The following is a 25865-nucleotide window of genomic DNA, read 5'->3' as shown; positions in this document are numbered from 1 at the left end:
CAAGGCATTGCCGGATCACTGTAAAAGCAGCAGGGTCTGTCCGAAAGGACATATAACCCTGGATGACTGCCACCTCTGCCGGCCTAGCCGGAAAAGCGCTCGCGGTAGTCGCGGGGTGAGATGGCCAGGTGGCGGTGGAAGGTGCAGCGCATGCGTTCCTCATCGCCAAACCCGCAAAGCCCGGCGATCTGGTCGATGCTGCGCTGGGAGTCTTCGAGCATGCGGCGCGCCGCTTCCATGCGAAACAGTTCGATGGCCTTGGCCGGGGTGCGACCGGTTTTTTGCTTATAGACCCGGGCAAAGTTGCGTGGGCTCATATGGCTCTGCGCGGCCAGGCGCTCGACGCTGAGGTCGCTGTCGCGCAGGTTGTCGCTGATCCATGCATGCAGCGCATCAAAGCTGGCGCTGTCGGCGGTTTGCGCTTGCAGCACCTGGCTGAACTGCGCCTGGCCACCGGGGCGCTTGAGGAACACCACCAATTCGCGTGCCACTTGCAGCGCCACTTCGCGCCCGCAGTCAGCCTCCACCAGCGCGAGCGCCAGGTCGATCCCGGCGCTGACGCCCGCCGAGGTCCACACCTGGCCTTGCTGCACGAAGATCGCGTCCACGTCCACCTCGATGCTCGGGAAACGTTGCTTGAGCAGCTCGCACATGGCCCAATGCGTTGCCGCGCGGCGCCCCTCCAGCAAGCCCGCCAGCGCCAGCAAAAACGTGCCGCTGCACACCGAGGCGGTCCGTCGCGCCTGGCCGGAGGCGTTGCGCAACCAGTCCACCAGCGCGGTATTTTCCAGCATGGCTTGCTCAATGGCTGGCGCGCCGGGTACCACCAGGGTGTCGATGGCAGCGGGGTCAAACTGTGCCAAGGCGACGGTGTCGACGCTCAAGCCCTCGGCGGTCGGCATCAGCCCGCCCGCCAGGCTGGCGTTGTGCAACACATAACCTTGCAAACCGCGCTCGGCCATGGCCTTGGTCGCGGCCCAGAACACCGTCTGGGCGCCAGTCAGGTCGAGCAAGCCCATGTGCGGGTAGGTCAGGAACACCAACGTGCGTGGTTGGGCCAAAGCAGAGAGTGCAGTCATGCGCAGGCCAGCAGCTTTTCCAGTTTTTCCTGATCCCGCGCAAACGGCCGGATCCCTTCGGCACGCAATCGCTCGGCGTATTCCGGGATGGCGCAGGCCTTGAGCAGCAGCGACGGGTTGGTGGTGGCGCCCACGGGCCGCGGGCGGCTGATGGCTTCCAGATTGCCGGTGTCGCTGACCACAGTGGTGAATGGCTTGAGTTGTTCAAGTTTGGACGTCATCGCCGCGTTCTCCGGAAAAGGGCACGGCGCTGTTTTACCATGTCCCGCGCACCTTGTTTACCCTGACGCTGTCAGCTCCGGGCCGCCTTGGCATCCACAGAGAGGGGTAACCGCCAGAGTTCGGTGGAACCCTTCAGCCGGGCACTTGTCCCCGCTTCCCATGTCACCCCCCAGCCCACAGATACCTTAATTTTCCAAGCCTGCCGGAAGCCACTCCAGGCCCTCGGCTGCGCCCGCTATTTTTTCCTGGGCGCCCGGCACTGCCGATCCAAGCGGCAAAACTGAATACGGACATTCTCGTCAACCGTGAATTATCAGGCAGGTTACCCATGCAGTTCAGCGACTTACTGGCAGCGATCTCCACCCACGCGATCCGTCTGCAGACCGAAGAGGGCGACCTGATCGTCCTGGGCGATGACGAAGCGTTGGACGACGCGCTCTGGGATCAATTGATCGCGCACAAACCCCAGCTGTTGCAGTTGGTCGCCGAACATGGCGGTGACTGGTTGAGCCCGGCCTACCGCATCACACCGGACATGCTGGCCCTGGTCAACCTCGACCAGCCGGCCATCGACCGCATCGTCGCGGCGGTCCCAGGCGGTGCGGCGAATGTGCAGGATATCTACCCCCTGGCGCCGCTCCAGGAAGGCATGCTTTATCACCATCTTTCGGCGCAGAAGGGTGACCCTTACGTGCTGCACGCGCAGTTCGTGTTCGACAGCCGTGCACGCCTTGAGGCCTTTGCCGAGGCGTTGCAATGGGTCATCGACCGTCACGACATCCTGCGCACCTCCATGGCCTGGGAGTGCCTGGACGAGCCGCTGCAAGTGGTGTGGCGCAAGGCTGTGCTGGCCTGCGAAGAGGTGCCTCTGGACGGTGCTGACCGCCTCGCTCAATTGCTCGCTCGCTATGATGCCCGCGCTTATCGCATGGACCTGGGCCAGGCGCCGCTGCTGCGCCTGGTATTCGCTGACGACCCGGCCAACCAGCGGGTGGTGGCGATGTTGCTGTTCCACCACACCATCCTTGATCACACGGCCCTGGATGGCGTTCGGCATGAAATCCAGCTGTACCTGGCCGGGCAGCAAGCCCAGGCCCCTGCACCGATAGCGTTTCGCAGCTATATCGCCCAGGTGCGCCATGGCGTCAGCGAGCAGGTCCATGAGGCGTTCTTCCGCGACATGCTGGCGGATATCGATGAACCGACGCTGCCGTTCGGCCTGCAAGATGTGCAGGGTGATGGCCAAGGGATCGACGAAGTGCGCATCCCCGTCGACAGCGCTCTGAGCCGCCGCCTGCGCAGCATGGCGCGCCCGCTGGGGGTGAGTGTGGCGAGCCTGATGCACCTGGCCTTGGTGCGAGTGCTGAGTGCGGTTTCGGGGCGGGAGGCGGTGGTATTTGGCACCGTGATGCTCGGGCGCATGGGCGCAGGCGAGGGCGGTGAACGGGCCTTAGGCATGTTCATCAACACCTTGCCACTGCGGGTGGATGTGGGTGAGCAGGGCGTGCGCGCTGCGGTCAAGGTCACCCATGAGCGCCTCACGCGCTTGCTCGATCACGAACATGCGTCCCTGGCGCTGGCACAACGGTGCAGCGGCGTGGCGGCGCCTACGCCGCTGTTCAGCGCGATACTCAACTACCGTCACAGCGCTGCCACCGACATGGCGGCGGTGATCAAAGTCGCCGACGGCATCCAGGTGTTGGGCGCCGAGGAGCGCACCAATTACCCGCTGACGCTGAACGTCGATGACCTGGGTGAAGACTTCGCCCTGACCGTGATGGTCGATGCGTCCATTGGCGCGCAGCGGGTTGCGGGTTATCTGCATACGGCCTTGCAAAGCCTGGCCGACGCCCTTGAACAACGACCGGATATGCCGCTCTGCGGCCTGAACATCCTGCCTGACGCTGAACGCCACCATTTGCTGCACACTTTGAATCATTGCTCCACGCATTACGCCGACACCCAACTGATCCACCAGCAAGTCGAAACCCACGCCGCTGCCCAGCCCGATGCCATTGCGTTGCGCTTCGAGCACCACGCCCTGACCTACCGCCAACTCAACGAACGCGCCAACCAGGTCGCCCACGCGCTCCTGGCCCACGGTGTGTGCCCCGACGCGCGCGTGGCCATTTGCGTGGAGCGTGGCCCGCAGATGATCATCGGCCTGCTTGGCATTCTCAAGGCCGGTGCGGGCTATGTGCCCATCGACCCGGCCTATCCCCAGGAACGCATCGCCTACACCCTGGCCGACAGCCAGCCGGTGGTGGTGCTGGTGCAGGCAAACACGGCGCAGCGGGCCGGCGCACTGGCCCGGATCGACCTGGACCACCTGGGCCCGTTGCCCATCACCAACCCTGGGCTGCACCTGAGCCCGGCCAACCTGGCCTACGTCATCTACACCTCCGGCTCCACTGGCCAGCCCAAGGGCGTGATGATCGAGCATCGCCAGGTCGCACGCCTGTTCAGCGCCACCCACCACTGGTTCGGGTTCAACCCGCACGATGTGTGGGCGCTGTTCCATTCCTTCGCGTTCGACTTTTCCGTGTGGGAAATCTGGGGCGCGCTGATGCACGGCGGCCAGTTGCTGATCGTGCCGCAACTGGTCAGCCGCTCGCCGGATGAGTGCTACGCGCTGTTGTGCGACGCCCGGGTGAGCATCCTCAACCAGACGCCGAGCGCGTTCCGCCAGTTGATCGCGGCCCAGGGCAACAGTGCCCAGTCCCATTCCTTGCGCCAAGTGATTTTCGGCGGCGAAGCCCTGGAACCGGGCATGCTCAAGCCGTGGTACGCACGGGCAGTGAATGCCGGTACGCAACTGGTGAACATGTACGGCATCACTGAAACCACCGTGCATGTGACCTACCGTGCGCTGGAAGCGGCCGACGCGCACTTGGTCGGCGTGAGCCCGATTGGCGTGCGTATTCCCGATTTGCAGTTGTACGTGCTGGATGAGCGCCATGAGCCCTTGCCCCTGGGTGTGGTGGGCGAGTTGTACGTGGGCGGTGCCGGGGTGGCGCGTGGTTACCTCAACCGCCAGGCGCTGAATGCCGAACGCTTCCTTGCCGACCCGGCCACCGGCTTGCGCATGTACAAGACCGGCGACCTCGGCCGCCTGCTGGCCGACGGCAGTGTTGAGTACCTGGGGCGTAACGATGACCAGGTCAAGATCCGTGGTTTCCGTATCGAACTGGGTGAAATCCAGGCGCACCTGGCCACTGCCAGCGGCGTGCGCGATGCGGTGGTGATCGCCCGTGAAGATCAGCCGGGCGACAAACGCCTGGTGGCCTATGTGATCAGCGATGGCGAACTCAACGTGGCCGCCCTGCGTGACCATCTACTGCTGAGCCTGGCCGAACACATGGTGCCCAGCGCCTTCGTGCGCCTGGATACGCTGCCGTTGACTACCAACGGCAAACTCGACCGCAAGGCCTTGCCCGCACCCGATGCCGACGCCGTGGCCCGGCGCGAGTATGCGGCGCCCCAGGGGGCGGTGGAAACCACCCTCGCCATGCTCTGGCAAGACCTGCTCAACGTCGACCGTGTCGGTCGTGAGGACAATTTCTTCGAACTCGGCGGCCATTCGCTGCTGGCGGTCAAGCTGATCGAACGCATGCGCCAGGTCGACCTCAGCGCCGATGTGCGCGTGCTGTTCGGTCAACCGACCTTGGCGGCGCTCGCTGCGGCGGTGGGCGGCCAGCAGACCGTGCAGGTGCCGGCCAACCTTATTCAAGCAGACACGCAGGCCATAACCCCGGACATGCTGCCCCTGGTCGAGCTGGATCAGGCCGCTATCGACCATATCCTTGAGGCCGTGCCCGGTGGCGTTGCCAACGTGCAGGACATCTACGGCCTGGCGCCGCTGCAGGCCGGCATTCTCTACCACCACCTGGCGACCACCGAGGGCGACCCCTACGTGTTGCAGGTGCAGTTGCGGTTTCACGACCAGGGCGCCGTCGACGGGTTTGTCAACGCGCTGCACACGGTGATCGAGCGCAACGATATTCTGCGCACCGCCATCCTCTGGGAGGGCCTGGAAGAGCCGGTGCAAGTGGTGTTACGCCAGGCACCCTTGGTGATCGAACGCCTGGATGCGCTGGGCAGTGATGCACTGGAGCATCTGCAACAGCGTTTCGACCCACGCCACTATCGCCTGGACCTGTCACGCGCCTCGCTGATGCGCCTGGCGTATGCGCAGGACAGCCACGGCTTGGTCGGCATTTTGCTGCTGCACCATATCCTCCTCGACCACACGGCCCTGCACGTGCTGGTCAAAGAGATGAGTGCCAGCCTGCATGGCCACAGCGCACAACTGCCTGACGCGGTGCAGTATCGCAACTACGTGGCCCAGGCCCGCCTCGGTGTCACCCAGGCCCAGCATGAAGCCTTCTTCAGCCAGATGCTGGGCGACATCGACGAGCCGACCCTGGCCTTCGGCTTGCAGGACGTGAACGGTGACGGCAGCGGCATCCATGAAGCGCGCCTGCCGCTGGAGCCTGCGCTCAACCTGGGCTTGCGCGAACAGGCGCGGCAACTGGGCGTGAGCACCGCGAGCCTGGTACACCTGGCCTGGGCCCAGGTGCTGGGCCAGGTGTCTGGCCAGCAGGAGGTGGTATTCGGCACCGTGTTGCTGGGCCGTATGCAGGGCGGCGAGGGCGCGGACCGGGCGCTGGGGATGTTTATCAATACCTTGCCGCTGCGGGTCAGCGTTGGCAGCGTCGGCGTGCAGGCCGGCGTGCGCGCCACCCATGCGCGCCTGGCGCAACTGCTCGGGCACGAACATGCCTCGTTGTCCCTGGCCCAGCGTTGCAGTGGCGTGCCGGGCTCGCTGCCGCTGTTCAGCACCTTGCTCAACTACCGGCACAGCGCAGCCGATGAAGCGCCGGGGGACAACCCCTTTGCCGCTTCCGGTATCGAGATTCTCAGCTCCGAAGAACGTAGCAACTATCCGCTGGTGCTCAACGTTGATGACCTGGGGAGTGGCTTTGCGCTGACGGTGCAAGGCGTCGCGCACCTGGATGTGCAACGCGTGGGTGAGTACATGCTCACCGCGTTGCGCCATGTGGTGAGCGCGCTGCAACATGCGCCGACCACGCCGCTGCAGGCGGTGTCGATCCTGCCGCCTTCCGAGCGTCATCAAGTGCTGGTAGGTTTCAACGCCACCGCCCGGCAATACCCCTCGCAACTTACTGTCTCGCAACTGTTTGAAGCCCAGGCGCTGGCCCGCCCTGAAGCGTCGGCGGCGGTGCAGGGCGAGCTGTCACTGAGCTACCGTGACCTCAATCGCCGTGCCAACCGCCTGGCCCATCATCTGATCAGCCAGGGGGTGCAGCCCGGCGAAAGCGTGGCGATTGCCTTGCCGCGTTGCCTGGATCTGCTGGTCTGCCAACTGGCGATCCTCAAGTGCGCTGCGGTGTATGTGCCGCTGGACGTCAACGCGCCTGTCGAACGCCAGGCCTTCATCGTCAAAGACAGCGGCGCACGCCATGTGCTGGACGACCTGGCGCAGTTGGATCTGGACACGCAGTCGCCCGCTAACCCCGACCCGGCCCAATCCGCGCAGAGCGTTGCCTACATCCTCTATACCTCCGGCTCCACCGGGACGCCCAAGGGCGTGCAAGTGCCCCACCTCGCTATCTCGCGGCTGGTGCTTAACAACGGTTTTGCCGAATTCAATGCCCACGACCGGGTGGCCTTTGCTTCCAACCCGGCATTTGACGCCAGCACCCTCGAGGTGTGGGCGCCGTTGCTCAATGGCGGTTGTGTGGTGGTGGTCGAGCAGGTGCAGTTGTTATCCCAAGCCGCGTTCGCCGAGCTGTTGCGGGAACAGGCGGTCAGCGTGTTATGGATGACCGCCGGGCTATTTCATCAGTACGCCGATGCGTTGATGCCGGTGTTCCGCCAATTGCGCTACCTGATCGTCGGCGGCGACGTGCTTGACCCTCAGGTGATTGGCCGGGTACTCAAGCTCGGCAAACCCCAGCATCTGCTGAATGGGTATGGCCCGACCGAAGCCACCACGTTCTCCACCACGTTTGAGATCACTACCCTTGGCGAGGGCGCTATTCCGATTGGTCGACCGATTGCCAACGCTCAGGCCTATGTACTGGACGCGCGCCAGCAACCGCTGCCCGTGGGTGTGACCGGCGAGCTCTATATCGGCGGTGCGGGCGTTGCGAAAGGCTACTTGAATCTGCCTCAGCTGAGCGCGGAAAAATTCGTCCCGAACCCATTCGGCGATGGCCAACTCTACCGCAGCGGTGATCTGGCCTGCTGGCGAGCCGACGGCAATTTGATGTATCTGGGGCGCAATGACCTGCAGGTGAAGATTCGTGGCTTTCGTATCGAACCCGGTGAAATCGAAGCGTGCCTGTGTGCCTGTGCCGGGATCAGGGACGTTGTGGTATCGGTTCGCGAAGACGAGCCTGGCCACAAACGGTTAGTGGCCTATTACACCGCCGACGCAACGTTGGATATCGCAACCCTGCGAGCTCATGTGCAAGGCCGGTTGCCCGATTACATGGTGCCTTCGGCTTATGTGTGGCTGGCGCAGTTGCCGCTCACCGCCAACGGCAAGCTCGACCGCAAGGCATTGCCGGTACCCGACCAGGCTGCCTTGATCAGCCGTGGCTACGAAGCCCCACAAGGCGAGGTGGAAAGCCTGCTGGCGCAGATCTGGCAGGACGTGCTCAAGCTTGAACGCGTGGGGCGCCATGATCACTTCTTCGAATTGGGCGGGCATTCGTTGCTGGCGGTCAGCCTGATCGAACGCATGCGCCAGGTGGGCCTGAGCGCCGATGTGCGCGTGTTGTTCAGCCAGCCAAGCCTGGCCGCGCTGGCGGCAGCCGTGGGCAGCGGCAGAGAAATCGTGGTGCCGGCCAATGGCATCCCCACCGGCTGCATACAGATCACACCGTCGATGCTGAGCCTGGTGCAACTCACCCCGCAGGCCATCGCGCGGATTATCGCCAGCGTGCCGGGTGGTGCAGCGAATATCCAGGATATCTACCCGCTGGCGCCGCTACAGGAAGGCATTCTCTACCACCACATCAGCGCCGAGCAGGGCGACCCGTACCTGCTGCAATCGCGCATGGCCTTTGACACTGCCGAGCGCCTGCACGGTTTTATGGGCGCGCTGCAACAGGTGGTGGCGCGCCACGACATTCTGCGTACCGCTGTGGTGTGGGAAGGGCTCGAAAGCCCGGTGCAAGTGGTGTGGCGCACCGCCCATTTGGGGGTGCACGAGGTGATGCTCGACCCGGCACACGGCGACGTGATGGCGCAACTGCATGAGCGTTTCGATGCGCGTCACTACCGCCTGGACATTACCCAGGCGCCCTTGCTGCGCATGGTCTATGCCCAGGACCCGGCGCACAACCGGGTCGCGGCGATCCTGCTGTTCCATCACCTGGCGCTGGACCACACCGCCATGGAAGTGGTCGGCCAGGAAATGCGTGCCTTTATGTTCAACCAGGCCCAGGATTTGCCCGCCGCCGCGCCGTTTCGCAACTATGTGGCCCAGGCGCGACTGGGCGTCAGTGTGGCGCAGCATGAGCAGTTTTTCCGCGACATGCTCGCCGAGGTCGACGAGCCCACCTTGCCGTTTGGCCTGCAGGATGTGCAGGGCGATGGTCGTGCAATCGAAGAAGCCGAGGTGCACCTGGAAGCGGGCCTGGCCCAGCGCGTACGCCAGCAGGCGCGCCAACTGGGGGTCAGCGCCGCCAGCCTGATGCACCTGGCCTGGGCCCAGGTGTTGGGCCTGGTCTCGGGCCGCGACGAGGTGGTATTCGGCACGGTGCTGATGGGCCGTATGCAAGCCGGCGAGGGCGCAGACCGTGCGCTGGGGATGTTTATCAACACCTTGCCGCTGCGGGTCGATATTGCAGCCGGCGCAGCGCAGGCGGTCAAAGCCACCCATGCACGCTTGAGCGCCTTGCTCGGGCATGAGCATGCGTCACTGGCCCTGGCCCAGCGTTGCAGCGGTGTGCCGACCAGCACGCCGTTGTTCAGCGCCTTGCTCAATTACCGCCACAGCAACCCAGGCGAAATGGCCCGCGACGGCCACGGCATCTGGGAAGGCGTGCAACTGCTGGGCGGTGAAGAACGCAGCAACTATCCGCTGACCCTGAGCGTGGATGACCTGGGCGCAGGCTTTGGCCTGAGCGTGCTGGCCGTGCCGCAAATCGGCGCGCAGCGCCTGTGCGACTACATGCTCAGCGCCGTGGAGCAACTGGTTGCCACCCTTGAGACGGCGCCCCACCGCGCGCTGCGCCAGTTACCGATTCTGCCCGCCGCAGAGCGCGACACGGTGCTGCGCGAGTTCAACGCCACTGCCCACGACTTCCCCCGTGGCCAGACGGTCCACGGTGCGTTTGAGGTGCAGGCCGAGCGCCAGCCCCATCGCATTGCCGTGCAGCAAGGCAGCGAGGCGCTGACGTATCAGCAGCTCAATCAACGGGCCAACCAGTTGGCTCATCACTTGCTGGAACTCGGCGTGCAAGCCGATGACCGCGTGGCATTGTGTTGCCGTCGCGGCCCGCAGATGCTGGTGGGGCTGTTGGGCATTCTCAAGGCTGGCGCGGGCTATGTGCCGATCGACCCGGCGTACCCCGCCGAGCGTATCGCCTACTTGTTGCAAGACAGCGCGCCCGTGGCGGTGCTGGCCGAGACCAGCACGCGGGAGCTGCTGGGGCCCGTCGCCGTGGTCGATCTGCAGGACCCCGGTTGGCAGCGCCACGCCGTCAGCAATCCGCAACTGCCCGCCCTGACGCCCGCGCACCTGGCGTATGTGATCTACACCTCCGGCTCCACCGGCCTGCCCAAGGGCGTGATGGTGGAACACCGCACCGTGGAGAACCTGGTGCATTGGCACTGTGAGGCCTTTGGTCTGACAGCGGTGAGCCACACCAGCAGCGTGGCCGGCATGGGGTTTGATGCCATGGCCTGGGAAGTCTGGCCGGCCCTGTGCGTCGGCGCGACCCTGCACCTGCCACCCGCCGACATCGGCAACGAAAACATCGATGAACTGCTGGCCTGGTGGCTGGCACAGCCGTTGGACGTGAGTTTCCTGCCCACCCCGGTGGCCGAGTACGCGTTCAGCCTGCCCCAGCAGCACCCCACCTTGCGCATCCTGCTGATCGGCGGTGACCGCCTGCGTCAGTTCACCCAGGAGCGGCGCTTTGCGGTGGTCAACAACTACGGCCCCACCGAAGCCACGGTGGTTGCCACCTCCGGCCGCGTGCGGGCCGGGCAGGTGTTGCATATCGGCCGGCCCATCGCTAATGCCACCAGCTACGTGCTGGATGCGCACCTGCGTCCGGTACCGGTGGGTGTGGCCGGTGAACTTTATGTGGGCGGCAGCGGCGTGGCGCGGGGTTACCTGAACCGTCCCGAGCTGACGGCCGAGCGCTTCCTGCAAGACCCGTTCAACCCAGGGCAGATGTACCGCACCGGTGATCTGGTGCGTTGGCTGCCCGATGGCAACCTTGAGTACCTGGGCCGTAACGACGACCAGGTAAAACTGCGCGGCGTGCGGGTGGAACTGGGTGAAATCGAAAGCCGCCTGGCGGCACTGGACGGCATCCGCGAGGCCGTGGTGCTGGTGCGCGAAGGCCGCCTGTTGGCCTGGTTCACCGAACAGCGCCCGCTGCAGATCGAGACCTTGCGTGCGCACCTGCAGGCCCAACTTCCCGAGGCGCTGGTGCCGGTCGCCTACATGCGGGTTGATCAGTTGCCCCTGACCGCCAACGGCAAACTGGACCGCAAGGCATTGCCAGAGCCAGACCAGTGCGCCTTGCTCAGCCGTGAATACCAAGCCCCCCAGGGTGACGTCGAAACCACCCTGGCGCGGCTGTGGGCCGAGGTGTTGCAGGTGGAGCAAGTGGGTCGCCATGACCACTTCTTCGAACTGGGCGGCCATTCATTGCTGGCCGTCAGCCTCATCGAGCGCATGCGCCAAGCCGGCCTCAGCGCCGATGTGCGCGTGCTATTCAGCCAGCCAACCCTGGCCGCGCTGGCCGCCGCTGTCGGCAGTGGCCGCGAAGTGCAGGTGCCGGCCAATCGCATCAGTGCCGGTTGCCAGCGCATCACCCCGGACATGCTGGCCCTGGTGGACCTCGACCAGTCGGCGATCAACCAGGTGGTGGCCCAGGTGCCTGGCGGCGCTGCCAACGTGCAGGACATCTACCCGCTGGCGCCGTTGCAGGAAGGGATTTTCTATCACTACCTCACGGCGGCGCAGGGCGATCCTTACCTGCTGCAATCACACCTGGCGTTTGACGGTGTGGAGCGCCTGCAGGCCTTTATGCGCGCACTGCAACAGGTGATCGACCGCCACGACATCCTGCGCACCGGGGTGGTGTGGGAGGGCCTGGCGCAACCGCTGCAAGTGGTGTGGCGCCAGGCGCAGTTGTGCGTGCAGGAACTGCAACTGGAAGGTGACGTACTCGCCGGCCTGCACGAGCGGTTTGATGCGCGGCGGTATCGCCTGGAGATCAGCCAGGCGCCGCTGATCCGCCTGATGTACGCCCAGGACCCGGCCAACCAGCGCGTGGTGGCGGTGTTGCTCTATCATCATATCGTGTTGGACCACACCGCCTTCGACGTGGTGTTGCGCGAAATGCAGGGCCACCTGTTGGGCCACGCAGCGCCCACCGCCGCGCCAATGCCGTATCGCAACTATGTGGCCCAGGCCCGTTTGGGTGTCAGCGAACAGGAGCATGAGCAGTTCTTCCGCCAGATGCTGGGCGATGTCGACGAACCGACGTTGCCGTTCGGCTGGCAGGACGTGCGCGGCGACGGCAATGCCATCGACGAACACACCCTGCAACTGGACAGCCAGCTCAACCGCCGCCTGCGCAGCCAGGCACGGCTGCTGGGGGTCAGCGCTGCCAGCCTGTTCCATCTGGCCTGGGCGCAGGTGCTGGCCGCGGTATCGGCGCGCCATACGGTGGTGTTCGGCACGGTACTGGTGGGCCGTCTGCAAGGCGGCGAGGGAGCCGACCGCGCTCTGGGCGTGTTTATCAACACCTTGCCGCTGCGCCTGGATATCGACGACCAGGGCGCCCGCGCCGCCGTGCGGGCCACCCATGCGCGGCTGACCGAATTGCTCGGCCATGAACACGCCTCCCTGGCGTTGGCCCAGCGTTGCAGTGGCGTAGCGGCCCCGGCGCCCTTGTTCAGCTCGATGCTCAACTATCGCCATCGCGGCGCCGCCACCCGCTCGGCGGATGCGCAGTTGGCATGGGAAGGCATGCAGACCTTGGTCAATGACGGGCGCACCAATTACCCGCTGACCTTGAACGTGGATGACCTGGGCGACGGCTATGCATTCACCGCCCTGGCCCAGATGGATGCGCAACGGGTGTGCGGCTATATGCATAACGCGTTGAGCGGCCTGGTCGAGGCTCTTGAGCAGGCACCGCACCAGGCGCTGAACCGCCTGCCGGTGCTGGGGCTGCAAGAGCGGCAACAACTGCTGGTGCAGTTCAACGCCACCGAGGTGAACTACAACCTCGACCAGACCCTGCACGGGCTGTTTGAAGCCCAGGTTGTACGTACCCCGCAGGCAGTGGCGGTGAAGGCCGGCGAGCACACCTTGAGCTACCAGCAACTCAATGAACGCGCCAACCGCCTGGCCCATCACCTGCGTGACAGCGGTGTGCGCCCGGATGCACGGGTGGGCATCTGCGTCGAGCGCGGCCTGGACATGGTCGTCGGTTTGTTCGCCATCCTCAAGGCCGGCGGTGCCTATGTGCCGCTGGACCCGGCGTACCCGCCAGAGCGCATCGCCTACATGCTGCACGACAGCGCGCCGGTGGTGGTGCTGGCCCAAAGCGCCACCCGCAGCCTGCTGGGGGACGTGGCGGTAGTCGACCTCGACCACAGCACCTGGCAACACCAACCCGCCATCAACCCGCAAGTACCGGACCTCATTGCCCAACACGCGGCTTATGTGATCTACACCTCCGGTTCCACCGGCCAACCCAAGGGCGTGATCAACGAACATGCGGGGGTGGTCAACCGCTTGTTGTGGATGCAGGACGCCTATAGCCTCAAGGCTCACGATGCGGTGTTGCAGAAAACCCCGTTCAGCTTCGACGTGTCGGTGTGGGAGTTCTTCTGGCCGCTGTTCACCGGCGCGCGTCTGGTGATGGCGCGCCCTGAAGGGCACAAGGACCCGGCGTACCTGTGCGAGGTGATCGCGGCGGAGCAGATCACGACCCTGCACTTTGTGCCGTCGATGCTCGATGTATTCCTGGCCCACGGCGATGTCAGCCAGGCGGCGGGGTTGGTGCGGGTGATGTGCAGCGGCGAGGCCTTGCCGGGCAGCCTGGTGCGGCGTTTCAAGCAGCAGTTGCCGGGGATTGGTTTGTACAACCTGTATGGCCCCACTGAGGCGGCAGTGGACGTGACGGCCTGGAACTGCGCACGGCCCGAGGTGCCGGACAACACCCCGATCGGCAAGCCGATTGCCAACACCCGCCTGTATGTACTCGATGGGCAGTTACAGCCGGTGCCGCTGGGCGTGGTCGGTGAGCTGTTCATCGCCGGCGTGCAAGTGGCGCGGGGTTACCTGAACCGTCCTGAGCTGACCGCCGAGCGCTTCCTCGACGACCCGTTCACCCCCGGGCGCATGTACCGCACCGGTGACCTGGGCCGCTACTTGCCCGACGGCACGCTCGAGTACCTGGGGCGCAACGACGATCAGGTGAAGATCCGTGGCCTGCGCATCGAACTGGGGGAAATCCAGGCGCGCTTGATCGAGCATCCGGCGGTCAAGGACGCCGTGGTCGTCGCCCGTGACCAGCGCCTGGTCGCGTATTACACCGGCGCGCCCACCGATATCGAAAGCCTGCGCGCCCAACTGTTGCAGCACCTGCCTGACTTTATGGTGCCGGCGCTGTTCATGCACCTGGACGCCTTGCCCCTGAGCCCCAACGGCAAGCTCGACCGCAAGGCCCTGCCTGCACCCGGTATGGACGCCTTGCAGGTACGTGAGTACGCGGCGCCCGAAGGCGACACCGAGATCCTCCTGGCCCAGCTCTGGGCCGAGCTGCTCAAGGTGGAACGGGTAGGGCGCCACGACAACTTCTTTGAACTGGGCGGGCACTCGCTGCTGGCCGTGAGCTTGATCGGGCGCCTGCGCCAGGAAGGCATGGAAGCCGATGTGCGGGGCTTGTTCGAACAACCGACCCTGGCCGGCTACGCCGCAATGACCGAACGAATGGAGATCGTCCTGTGAACATCCTCGAGCTGCTGGCAACCCTGAAAACCAAGGATGTGCAACTGGCGCTCAAGGGCGAGCAGTTGTCGGTGAACGGCAACAAGCAAGCCTTGAGCGACCCGTCGATCTTGGCCGCCTTGCGTGAACACAAGCCGGCGCTGATCGAGCTGATCAAGGCCGGTGAATACACCGCGACCAAGGCCGGTGAGGTGCAGGTGCCGGCCAATGGCATCCCGGCCAATGCCGAGCGCATCACCCCCGACATGCTGACCCTGTCGACCCTGAGCCAGGACGAGATCGAGCGTATTGTCGCCACGGTGCAGGGCGGCGTGGCGAATATTCAGGACATCTACCCGTTGGCGCCGTTGCAGGAAGGCATCCTGTTCCACCATGTCAGTGCCGAGCAGGGTGACCCCTATGTGATGCAGTCGCAGTTCGCCTTTGACAACCTTGCGCGTTTCGATGCGTTTGCCCAGGCGCTGCAACGGGTGATGGACCGTCACGACATCCTGCGTACCGGGGTGGTCTGGGATGGCCTGACGCAACCCTCGCAAGTGGTGTGGCGCCAGGCACGCCTGCCGGTGCAAGCCTTGATGCTGGACCCGGCCGATGGCGATATCGCCGCGCAACTGCACGACCTGTTTGATGCCCGCCACTATCGCCTCGACGTCACCCAGGCGCCGTTGCTGCGCCTGGTGCGCGCTGAAGACCCGGCCAACCAGCGCATCGTCGCCACCCTGTTGTTCCATCACATGGCGCTCGACCACAGCGCCCTGGACGTGGTGTGCCACGAAATGCAAGCGTGCCTGTTGGGCCAAGGCGCGACCCTGGGCCAGACCGTACCGTTTCGCAACTATGTGGCGCAGGCGCGGTTGGGGATCAGTGAGCAGGAGCACGAACGTTTCTTCCGGCAGATGCTCGGCGATATCAGCGAGCCCACCTTGCCGTTCGGTTTGCAGGACGTGCAAGGTGATGCGCGGGGTATCGCTGAAGTCAGCCTGCCATTGGCGCCGGCACTGGCCCAGCGCTTGCGCGGGCAGGCGCGCCAACTGGGCGTGAGCGCCGCCAGCCTGTTTCACCTGGGTTGGGCCCAGGTGCTGGGGGTGTTGGCCGGCAAAGCCCAGGTGGTGTTCGGCACCGTATTGATGGGGCGCATGCAGGGCAGCCATGACACCGACCGCGCCCTGGGCATTTTCATCAATACCTTGCCGTTTCGCGTGGACGTAGACGCCCAGGACGTACGCACCGCAGTCAAGGCCACCCACGCACGTCTGACCACCTTGCTGCGCCATGAGCACGCGGCGTTGGCCCTGGCCCAGCGTTGCAGTGGCGTGCTCGCGCCGACGCCGCTGTTCAGCGCGCTGCTCAACTATCGCCACAGCGCGCCCGCCGCCAGCGCCGAGGCGGTGTCGGCCTGGCACGGTATCACCGCACTGCGCGCCGAGGAGCGCACCAACTACCCGCTGACCCTGAGCGTGGACGACCTGGGTGAGGGCTTCGGCCTGAGTTTGCTGGCCAGCACCCTGGTTGACCCTCAGCGCGTCTGCGCCTACCTGCACACCGCGCTGGAAAACCTGGTGAGCGCACTGGAGCAGGCCCCCCATACCGCGCTTGATCAACTCTCGGTGGTGCCCGCCGCCGAACAGCGCTTGCTGCTGGAACAGTTCAACACCACCCAGACCGTTTTCCCCCAAGGCACCACCCTGCATGGCCGCGTCGAAGCCCAGGCCGCGCTCACGCCGCACGCGATTGCCGCTGTGCATCAGGGCCGGCAACTGACTTACGCCGAATTGAACCAGCAAGCCAACCTGCTGGCGCATCATCTGCTGGCGCTGGGGGTCAAGCCCGACGACCGCGTGGCCATTGTCGCGCGGCGCGGCCTCGACACCCTGGCCGGGTTGCTGGCGATTCTCAAGGCCGGCGCCGGTTATGTGCCGGTGGACCCGTCCCACCCGGCCGAGCGCCTCCACTATTTGCTCAGCGACAGCGCGCCGGTGGCGGTACTCACCCAGCATGCGTTGCTGACGCGCCTGCCGGTGCTGGAAGTGCCGGTGATCAACCTGGACCGCTTCACCTGGCAGCACCATTCGGCGAGCAACCCCACAATCGCCGTCGGCCCGACGAATCTCGCCTATGTGATCTACACCTCCGGCTCCACTGGCTTGCCCAAGGGGGTGATGGTGGAACACCACAGCGTCGCCAACCTGGTGGACTGGCATTGCAGCGCCTTCGACCTGCGCGCCGGGCGGCATACCGCCAGTGTTGCCGGTTTCGGCTTTGACGCGATGGCCTGGGAAGTGTGGCCGGCGCTGTGTGTGGGCGCCACCTTGCACCTGCCACCGGCCCATGAGGGCGGCGAAGATATCGACGCACTGCTGGCCTGGTGGTGCGCGCAGCCACTGGACGTGAGCTTTCTGCCGACGCCGGTGGCGGAATACGCCTTCAGTCAGAACATCGAGCACCCGACCTTGCGCACCTTGCTGGTCGGTGGCGACCGCCTGCGCCAGTTCGGGCGGGCGCAGCGCTTTGAGCTGGTCAACAACTACGGCCCCACCGAAGCCACGGTGGTGGCCACTTCCGGCAAGGTCGAGGCGGGCCAGCCGTTGCATATCGGCAAGCCCATGGCCAATGCCAAGGTCTACGTGCTCGACCCACACCAGCGTCCGGTGCCGCTGGGGGTGGCGGGGGAGTTGTACGTGGGCGGCAAGGGCGTGGCACGCGGTTACCTCAACCGCCCGGAACTGACTGCCGAGCGCTTTGTGCGCGACCCGTTCAACGAAGGACGCATGTACCGCACCGGCGACCTGGTGCGCTGGCTGCCGGACGGCACACTCGATTACCTGGGGCGCAACGATGACCAGGTGAAAATCCGTGGCGTGCGCATCGAACTGGGCGAAATCGAAACCCAGCTCAACCAGTTGCCCGGGATTCTGGAAGCGGTGGCGGTGGTGCGTGAAGAACGGCTGGTGGCCTACTTCACCGAAAACCCACAACTGGACCCGCTGACGGTGGCCCAGATTCGCGCCCACCTGGTGGCGCATCTGCCGGACTACATGGTGCCCGTCGCGTTCATGAAACTCGACGCACTGCCACTGACGGCCAATGGCAAGCTTGACCGCAAGGCCCTGCCGGCGCCGGACATGGCCGCCGTCTTTACCCGCGAGTACGCCGCGCCCCTGGGCGAAATCGAAACCGTGCTGGCGCAGATCTGGGCCGAGGTGTTGCAGGTGCAGCGCGTGGGGCGCTATGACCATTTCTTTGAGCTGGGTGGGCATTCGCTACTGGCCATGCGCATGGTGTCCCAGGTGCGCCAGCGGCTGGGCGTCGAGTTGGCGCTGGGCGACCTGTTTGCCAACGCCGAACTGGCGGCGGTCGCCGAGGTACTGGCCCAGGCCGGTCGCAGCACCTTGCCGGATATCTTGCCGGCCAACCGTGATGAGGACGTGCCGCTGTCCTTCGCCCAGCAACGCCTGTGGTTCCTGGCCTTGATGGAAGGAGCCAACACCGCCTACAACATTCCCATCGGCTTGCGGTTGCGCGGGCAGTTGCATGTGCAAGCGTTGCAACGGGCCCTGGCGCGCATTGTGGCGCGGCATGAAACCCTGCGCAGCCGCTTTGCCCAGCAGGGTGACCAGGCCCAGGTGCTGGTCGTGCCGGCCGAAGAGGTATTGCCGCTGCAAGTGCAGGACCTGCGTCGCCATCCGCAGCCGCAACAGGCCCTGGACGCGCTGATCCACGGCGAAGCTTCGGCACCGTTCGACCTTGAGCGCGGCCCGTTGCTGCGCGGGCGCCTGGTGGTGATGGCCGATGATCACCATGTGCTGTTGCTGACCCTGCACCATATCGTCTCTGACGGCTGGTCCATGGGCGTGCTGACCCGCGAGCTGATGGCGCTGTACCAGGCTTTCAGCCACGGCCACGCCGACCCGCTGCCGCCCTTGCCGATCCAGTACGCCGACTTTGCCGTGTGGCAACGCCTGTGGCTGAGCGGCGAGGTGCTGCAGCGCCAAAGCAGCTACTGGCAACAGGCGTTGGCCGGTGCGCCGGCGTTGCTGACCCTGCCCACCGACCGCCCGCGCCCGGCGCAGCAGGACTACGCTGGCAGCAGCGTCGAAGTGCGCCTGGATGAACGCCTCACCGCCGGGCTCAAGGCCTTGAGCCAACGCCATGGCACCACCTTGTACATGACCTTGATGAGCGCTTGGGCTTCGCTGTTGGCGCGCTTGTCCGGGCAGCCCGAGTTGGTGATCGGCACGCCGGTGGCCAACCGCATGCGCACCGAAGTCGAAGGGCTGATTGGCCTGTTCGTCAACACCCTGGCGCTGCGTATCGACACCTCGGGCGAGCTGAGCACCGAGGCGTTGATGGCGCGGGTCAAGGCGCTGACGCTGCAAGCCCAGGCCCATCAGGACTTGCCCTTCGAGCAGGTGGTGGAAATCACCCGGCCGCCGCGCAGCTTGGCCCACAGCCCGCTGTTTCAGACCCTGCTGAGCTGGCAGGACAGCAGCGCGCCGACCCTGGCCCTGGGCGACCTGGCCCTGGAGAGCATTGTCGAGAACAGCCATTTCGCCAAGTTCGACCTGTCGTTGAACCTGGGGGAAGTGCAGGGCAGCATCCTCGGTGCGCTGGAATATGCCGTGGCCCTGTTTGACGAATCGACGATGCAGCGTTACGTCGGTTATTTCACCCGCGTGTTGCAGGCCATGGTCGATAATGACCAGGCGGTGCTGGCGCAGGTGCCGCTGGTGGATGCGCGCGAGCGTCGGCAACTGCTGGTGGATTTCAACGCCACCGCCGTTGAGTACAACCTCGACCAGACCCTGCACGGCCTGTTTGAAGCCCAGGTACTGCGTACACCCCAGGCCATTGCCCTGAAGGCGGGCGCGCAGCAACTGAGCTATGCCGAACTGAACGCGCGCGCCAACCAGTTGGCCCATCACCTGCAAGCCCTGGGTGTGCAGCCCCAGGCGCGGGTGGCGATCTGCGTGGAGCGTGGCCTGGACATGGTCATCGGCCTGTACGCGATCCTCAAGGCCGGCGCCGCCTATGTGCCGCTGGACCCGGCCTACCCGTTGGAACGCATCGCCTACATGCTCCACGACAGCGCGCCGACGGTAGTGCTGGGCCAGTCCAGCACCCTCGGGTTGCTGGGCGAGGTGCCGGTGGTAAACCTGGATTCGCCCACCTGGCAGCATCAGCCCGCCCATAACCCGCAGGCGGCCAGCGTGGCGGCCTACGTGATCTACACCTCCGGTTCCACCGGCCAGCCCAAGGGTGTGATCAACGAACACCCTGGAGTGGTCAACCGCCTGCTGTGGATGCAAGACGAATACGCGTTGACCGCCAGCGATACGGTCTTGCAGAAAACCCCGTTCAGCTTCGACGTGTCGGTGTGGGAGTTCTTCTGGCCGCTGTTCACCGGCGCACGCCTGGTCATGGCTCGTCCTGGTGGGCATAAAGACCCTGACTACCTGTGCCAGGTGATCGAGGCCGAGGGGGTCACGACGCTGCATTTTGTGCCGTCGATGCTTGACGTGTTCCTGGCCCACGGCGATGTCAGCCAGGCCGCCGGGCTGGTGCGGGTGATGTGCAGTGGCGAAGCCCTGCCGGGCAGCCTGGTACGGCGCTTCAAACAGCAATTGCCGGGGGTTGGCTTGTACAACCTGTATGGCCCCACCGAAGCGGCGGTGGATGTCACCGCGTGGGACTGCGCAGGCGCCGTGGTGCCGGATAACACCCCCATCGGCAAGCCGATTGCCAATACGCGCCTGTATGTACTGGACGAGCAGTTGCAGCCGGTGCCGTTGGGGGTGGTCGGTGAATTGTTTATCGCCGGCGTGCAGGTGGCGCGGGGTTACCTCAACCGTCCTGAGCTGACCGCCGAACGCTTCCTCGACGACCCGTTTACCCCGGGGCGCATGTACCGTACCGGTGACGTGGGTCGCTACTTGCCCGACGGCACTCTCGAGTACCTGGGGCGCAATGATGACCAGGTGAAGATTCGTGGCCTGCGCATCGAACTGGGGGAAATCCAGGCGCGTCTGACCGAGCATCCAGCGGTGCAGGAAGCTGCCGTGATTGCCCGCGAGCAGCGCCTGATCGCCTATTACACCGGCGTGCCGAGCGACGTCGAAAGCCTGCGCGCCCACCTGCTGCAACACCTGCCGGAATTCATGCTGCCGACGAGCTTTATGCACCTTCAGGCGCTGCCGCTGAGCCCCAACGGCAAGCTCGACCGCAAGGCACTGCCGGCGCCGGGCCTGGACGCGTTGAGCGTGCGCGACTATGAAGCGCCCGTGGGTGATACGGAAATCACCCTGGCCGCACTGTGGGCCGAATTGCTCAGCGTGGAGCGCGTGGGTCGGCATGACAATTTCTTTGAATTGGGTGGCCACTCATTGCTGGCAGTCAGCCTGATCGGGCGCATGCGCCGCCTGGGCTTGTCGGCGGATGTGAAAGTGCTGTTCGGCCAACCGACCTTGTCCGCCCTGGCTGCGGCCTTGGGCGGTGGGCGTGAAGTGACGGTGCCGGCCAATCGCATTGCGGCCGATTGCACCCGGATTACGCCGGACATGCTTGCGCTGATCACCCTGGACCCCGCTGCCATCGAGCGCATCGTTGCCAGCATCCCCGGCGGTGCGGCGAATGTGCAGGATATTTACCCGCTGGCACCCTTGCAGGCCGGCATCCTGTATCAGCATCGCGCCGTGCAAGGTGACGATGCCTATGTGCTGCAGGCGCAGTTTGCCTTCGACAGCCGCCTGCGCCTGGACGCCTTTGCCCATGCCTTGCAGGCGGTGATCCAGCGCCATGACATCCTGCGTTCATCCTTCCACTGGGACGGGCTGGAGGAGCCGGTGCAGGTGGTATGGCGCACCGCCTCATTACGTGTTGAAAACGGCTCGGTGCCGCCACGCCTGGACCTCGCCCAGGCACCTTTGATGCGCCTGGTGTATGCCGAGGAGTCGCAGCGGGTGGTGGCGACGTTGCTGTTCCACCATCTGGTGATGGACCACATTGCGTTGGACATCCTGCAACACGAAATGCAGGCCTTCCTGTTGGGCACGCAAGACACCTTGGCCGCGCCCGTGCCGTACCGCAACTACGTGGCCCAGACTCGTCTGGGCGCTGAGGACCACGAGCCGTTTTTCCGCGAGATGCTCGCTGAGGTCGACGAACCCACCGACGTACCGCACCTGGGTGCCGATGAGCGCGTGAAGGTGAGTCTCGACCTGGGGTTGAGTCGGCGCCTGCGCAACCAGGCGCGTCAAGCGGGAGTCAGCGCCGCCAGCCTCATGCACCTGGCCTGGGCCCATGTGCTGGGCACGGTCTGCGCCCGTGAACAGGTGGTGTTCGGCACGGTGATGCTCGGTCGCCTGCAAGGCGGCGAAGGTGCCGAGCGCGCCATGGGTGTGTTTATCAATACCTTGCCGCTGCGAGTCGACCTGGGTGAACACTCGGTACTGACCGCGCTGCGTGCCACCCATGGGCGCCTGACCCAACTGCTCAGCCATGAACACGCGCCCTTGGCGCTGGCCCAGCGTTGCAGCGGCGTACCCATGGCCACGCCGTTGTTCAGCGTGCTGTTCAACTACCGCCACAGTGCGCTCCAGGCCGGGGGCGTGGCCGAGGCGTGGCAGGGGATCGAGGTGCTCAAGACCGAGGAACACACCCACTACGGCGTGTCGATGAGCGTGGATGACCTGGGTGAAGGTTTCAGCCTCACGGCCATGGGGCAGGGGGCCCGACGCTTGGGCGACTACCTGCATAACGCCTTGGTGCAGGTGGTGCAGGCACTGGAAGAGCGCAGCGACATCGTCCTCAGTGGTTTGCCGATCCTGCCCCTGGCTGAACGCCAGCAACTGCTTGAGGGCTTCAACGCTACGGCTCGTGCGTTCCCACGTGAACACAGCGTGCAGCAGGTGTTCGAAGCCCAGGCGCAGGCGCGCCCCGACGCGGTGGCGGTGCTGCACGGCGAACAACGGATAAGCTATGGCGAACTCAACCGCCGCGCCAACCGCCTGGCCCATCACCTGCTCGGCCTGGGTGTGTGCCCCGGCGATAACGTGGCGATCCTGCTGCCACGCTCGGTGGCGTTGCTGGTCAGCCAACTGGCGATTCTCAAATGCGCCGCCGCCTATGTACCGTTGGACATCAGCGCGCCGGCCGAACGCCAGGGCTTCATGCTGCAAGACAGCGGCGCGGCCTGGCTGTTGACCGGTAGCGACTGCAGCGTGGAGAGCGCGGCGCAGCGCCTGGACCTGGACACCCTGGCCCTTGACTCACACCCCGACCACAATCCGGGCCTGCTGCAGTCCTCGCAGAGCGTGGCGTACATCATGTACACCTCCGGCTCCACCGGCATGCCCAAAGGCGTATTGGTGCCTCACCGTGGCATCACGCGCCTGGTGCTCAACAACGGCTACGCCGATTTCAGTCCCAATGACCGAGTGGCCTTCGCTTCGAACCCGGCCTTCGATGCCAGCACCATGGACGTCTGGGGGCCGTTGCTCAACGGCGGTCAGGTGCAGGTGATCGACCACGCCACCTTGCTCGACCCGCTGGCGTTCGGCGCGGCACTCAACGGCGTGACGGTGCTGTTCGTCACTACGGCGCTGTTCAACCAGTATGTGCAACTGATTCCCCAGGCCCTGGCCGGCTTGCGTATTTTGCTGTGCGGCGGCGAGCGTGCCGACCCGGCGGCGTTCCGCAACCTGCTGGGGCTGGCTCCGGGGCTGCGCCTGGTGCATTGCTACGGGCCGACCGAGACCACCACCTACGCCACCACTTTTGAAGTGCGCGCCATTGCCACTCAAGCCGACAGCGTGCCGGTAGGGCGACCCATTTCCAACACGCAGGTCTACGTGCTGGATGCGCAGTTGCACCTGCTGCCCCTGGGGGCGACCGGCGAAATCTGCATCGGCGGCGACGGTGTCGCCCAGGGCTACCTGAACCGCCCTGAGTTGACGGCGGAAAAGTTCGTGCAAAACCCGTTCAACCCAGGCGCCTTGCTGTACCGCACCGGCGACCTCGGACGCTGGACCGCAGACGGCATGCTGGAGTGCATCGGGCGCAATGACGATCAAGTGAAGATCCGCGGCTTTCGCATTGAGCTGGGTGAGATCGAAGCACGCTTGGCGACATTCTCCGGAATCCGCGAGGGGGTGGTGCTGGCCCGCGAAGACGTGCCGGGGGACAAACGCCTGGTGGCCTATTTCACCTGGGCGGGCGAGCCGGTCGGCATCGAGCCGGTGCGTGCTTATCTGCAGGCGCATTTGCCGGCCTACATGGTGCCGTCGGCCTTTGTGATCCTTGAGCAACTGCCGTTGACGGCCAATGGCAAGGTCGATCGCAAAGCCTTGCCGGTACCGACGTGGGACGCTTCGGCCAGCGGCACATTTGAAGCACCGGTCGATGCACTGGAGCAGACCTTGGCCCAGCTGTGGGCCGAGGTATTGAAGCTTGAGCAGGTGGGGCGCCATGACAGTTTCTTCGAACTGGGCGGGCATTCCTTGTTGGCGATTCGCCTGGTCCATCGGCTGGACGAGGCCGGGTTGCCGGTGTCGCTGGCCGAGCTGTTCGAGCATGCCAGCGTGGCCTCGGTCGCGGCGCTGCTGCGCCTGCGCGGTGACGATGTGCTGCCTGAGGCGGCGGTGATCACAGTGCGTAGCCGCGGGGCGCAGGCACCGTTATTCCTGGTGCATGAGTTCAGTGGCATGGACGTGTACTTCCCGGCGCTGGGCCAGCACCTGCCTGGCGATTACCCGATTTATGGCCTGCCGGGCATGGCCCTGGGCGAGGCGCATCTGGACAGCATGGAAGGCCTGGCCGCGCGCATGGTCGGGCTGATTCGCCAGATCCAGCCCCACGGTCCTTACCGGCTGGCGGGGTGGTCCTTTGGGGGTGTGCTGGCCTATGAAGTTGCCATGCAGTTGCTGGGGCAGGATGAGGCCGTGGCGTTTCTGGGCTTGATCGACAGCTACGTGCCGCGCATGACCGACCAGGGCAAGTCACGCTGGAGCGGGCCGGATGCCCTCAAGCGGCATTTGTTGTTGCAGTGCACGGCCTATTGGAAGGCACAGGGAGGTGTGGATGAGCTGGCGAACCTGGAACAACTGGAGGCAGGCCTTGGACAGCTGGACTTTGCGGCTCTGCTGCAACGCTGTCGCGATCAAGGTTTGCTATACGCGCAAATGGCAGCGGCGACGGACGCCGACCTGCTGAGCTTTTTGCAACGGGAAGTCGGGCATGGGCATGCCCTGGCCCACTACAGCCTGTTCCCGCTGCCGATTCCGGTGCACCTGTTCAGCGCCGAGCAGCGGCCCACCGAACTGTCGCGGCGCAGTGCCGCGCTGGGTTGGGACACCGCCCTGGCGCCTGGGCAACTGCGCCAGGTGCAGGTGCCGGGGGATCACCAGAGCATGATGCAGGCGCCGCATATCCAGAGCCTTGGCCAGGCCATGAGCCGAGCGCTGGCGGCGAGTACTCCGGTGAGTTGCGCGGCGCACTCATCCTTGCTGCGTATCCAGAGCGGGCGCGCCGGTTATGCGCCGGTGTTCTGCGTGCCAGGCGCGGGAGACAGCGTCACCGGCTTTGTGGGTTTGAGCGAAGCGCTGGGGCGCGACTGGCCGCTGTATGGCTTGCAGCCGCGGGGGCTGGATGGCGAGGCGGTGCCCCATAGCCAGGTGGAAGCGGCGGCCCAGTGTTACCTGGCGGCGCTGGAACAGGAGTGCCCCGAAGGGCCAGTGCATCTGGTGGGGCATTCGTTCGGCGGCTGGGTGGCACTGGAAATGGCGCTGCGCTTGCAGGCAATGGGGCGTGAGGTGGGGTCGTTGACGGTGATCGACAGCGAGTCGCCGGGGCGTGCGGGCAAGGCATATACCTCGACGGCGGCGTTGTTGCGGTTGATCGAGGCGATGCAGTTGGCGGCTGGGAAGTCGCTGGGGATTGATCCTGTGGACTTTGCCGGGCGCGATGAGGTGGCGCAGCGACAAGCGTTGCATGGGGGGATGGTGAGCGTGGGGTTGTTGCCGGCGCGTGCGGCGCTGGAGGCGATGGATGGGCCGGCGCGCACTTACGCGGCGGCGTTGCGCACGGTGTATCAGCCGCAAGGGCGGTATGACGGGGTGGTGCGCCTGGTGTTAGCGCAGGACCCGGCGTTGGATTCGGCGGGGAACCAGCGTGAGCAGGGGGTGATGATCGAAGGCTGGCGAGGGCAGGGCGGTGGGTTGGAGGTTTGGTATGGCGGGGGGAATCACTTTACGTTGCTCAAGGCGCCGAATGTTTTGGGGTTGGCCAGGTGGTGGTTGGAAGTTGTTGGGGTTGGGGAGGTGGTGTCTTGA

The 25865-nt window shown here is 65.3% G+C and carries 3 protein-coding genes and 1 pseudogene; 2 read left to right on the top strand and 2 right to left on the bottom strand.

Annotated features, from left to right (window positions below; all coding sequences use genetic code 11):
• Positions 1 to 83 precede the first annotated feature (83 nt).
• Both ACP7CZ_RS00760 and ACP7CZ_RS00755 read right to left on the bottom strand, forming a co-directional pair.
• A complete protein-coding gene (locus tag ACP7CZ_RS00760; RefSeq protein ID WP_294182757.1) occupies positions 84 to 1079 on the bottom strand; it encodes a GlxA family transcriptional regulator in 996 nt (331 codons plus the stop codon).
• 62 nt (positions 1080 to 1141) lie between these two features.
• Positions 1142 to 1300, bottom strand: a pseudogene (locus tag ACP7CZ_RS00755) (transaldolase); the annotation flags it as partial.
• A 329-nt stretch (positions 1301 to 1629) separates the two neighbouring features.
• On the opposite strand from ACP7CZ_RS00755, the gene ACP7CZ_RS00750 reads away from it, so the two are divergent.
• Both ACP7CZ_RS00750 and ACP7CZ_RS00745 read left to right on the top strand, forming a co-directional pair.
• Positions 1630 to 14541, top strand: coding sequence for a non-ribosomal peptide synthetase (locus tag ACP7CZ_RS00750; RefSeq protein WP_294363372.1), 12912 nt, complete (start codon positions 1630 to 1632; stop codon positions 14539 to 14541).
• Positions 14538 to 25865: a non-ribosomal peptide synthetase gene (locus ACP7CZ_RS00745; protein WP_294363370.1), complete on the top strand. Its 11328-nt coding sequence runs from the start codon at positions 14538 to 14540 to the stop codon at positions 25863 to 25865. Before ACP7CZ_RS00750 ends, ACP7CZ_RS00745 begins: the two co-directional genes overlap by 4 nt.

It is taken from the genome of Pseudomonas sp. DWP2-2, assembly GCF_049897065.1.
Taxonomy (GTDB): Bacteria; Pseudomonadota; Gammaproteobacteria; order Pseudomonadales; family Pseudomonadaceae; genus Aquipseudomonas; species Aquipseudomonas paracarnis.
The sequence above is the reverse complement of the archived record's forward strand: the minus strand, read 5'-3'. Positions and strand labels throughout refer to the sequence as shown.

Coding starts and splice junctions, on each gene's coding strand:
- ACP7CZ_RS00760 (WP_294182757.1), bottom strand. CDS start 1,079: ATGACTGCACTCTCTGCTTTGGCCCAACCACGCACGTTGGTGTTCCTG.
- ACP7CZ_RS00750 (WP_294363372.1), top strand. CDS start 1,630: ATGCAGTTCAGCGACTTACTGGCAGCGATCTCCACCCACGCGATCCGT.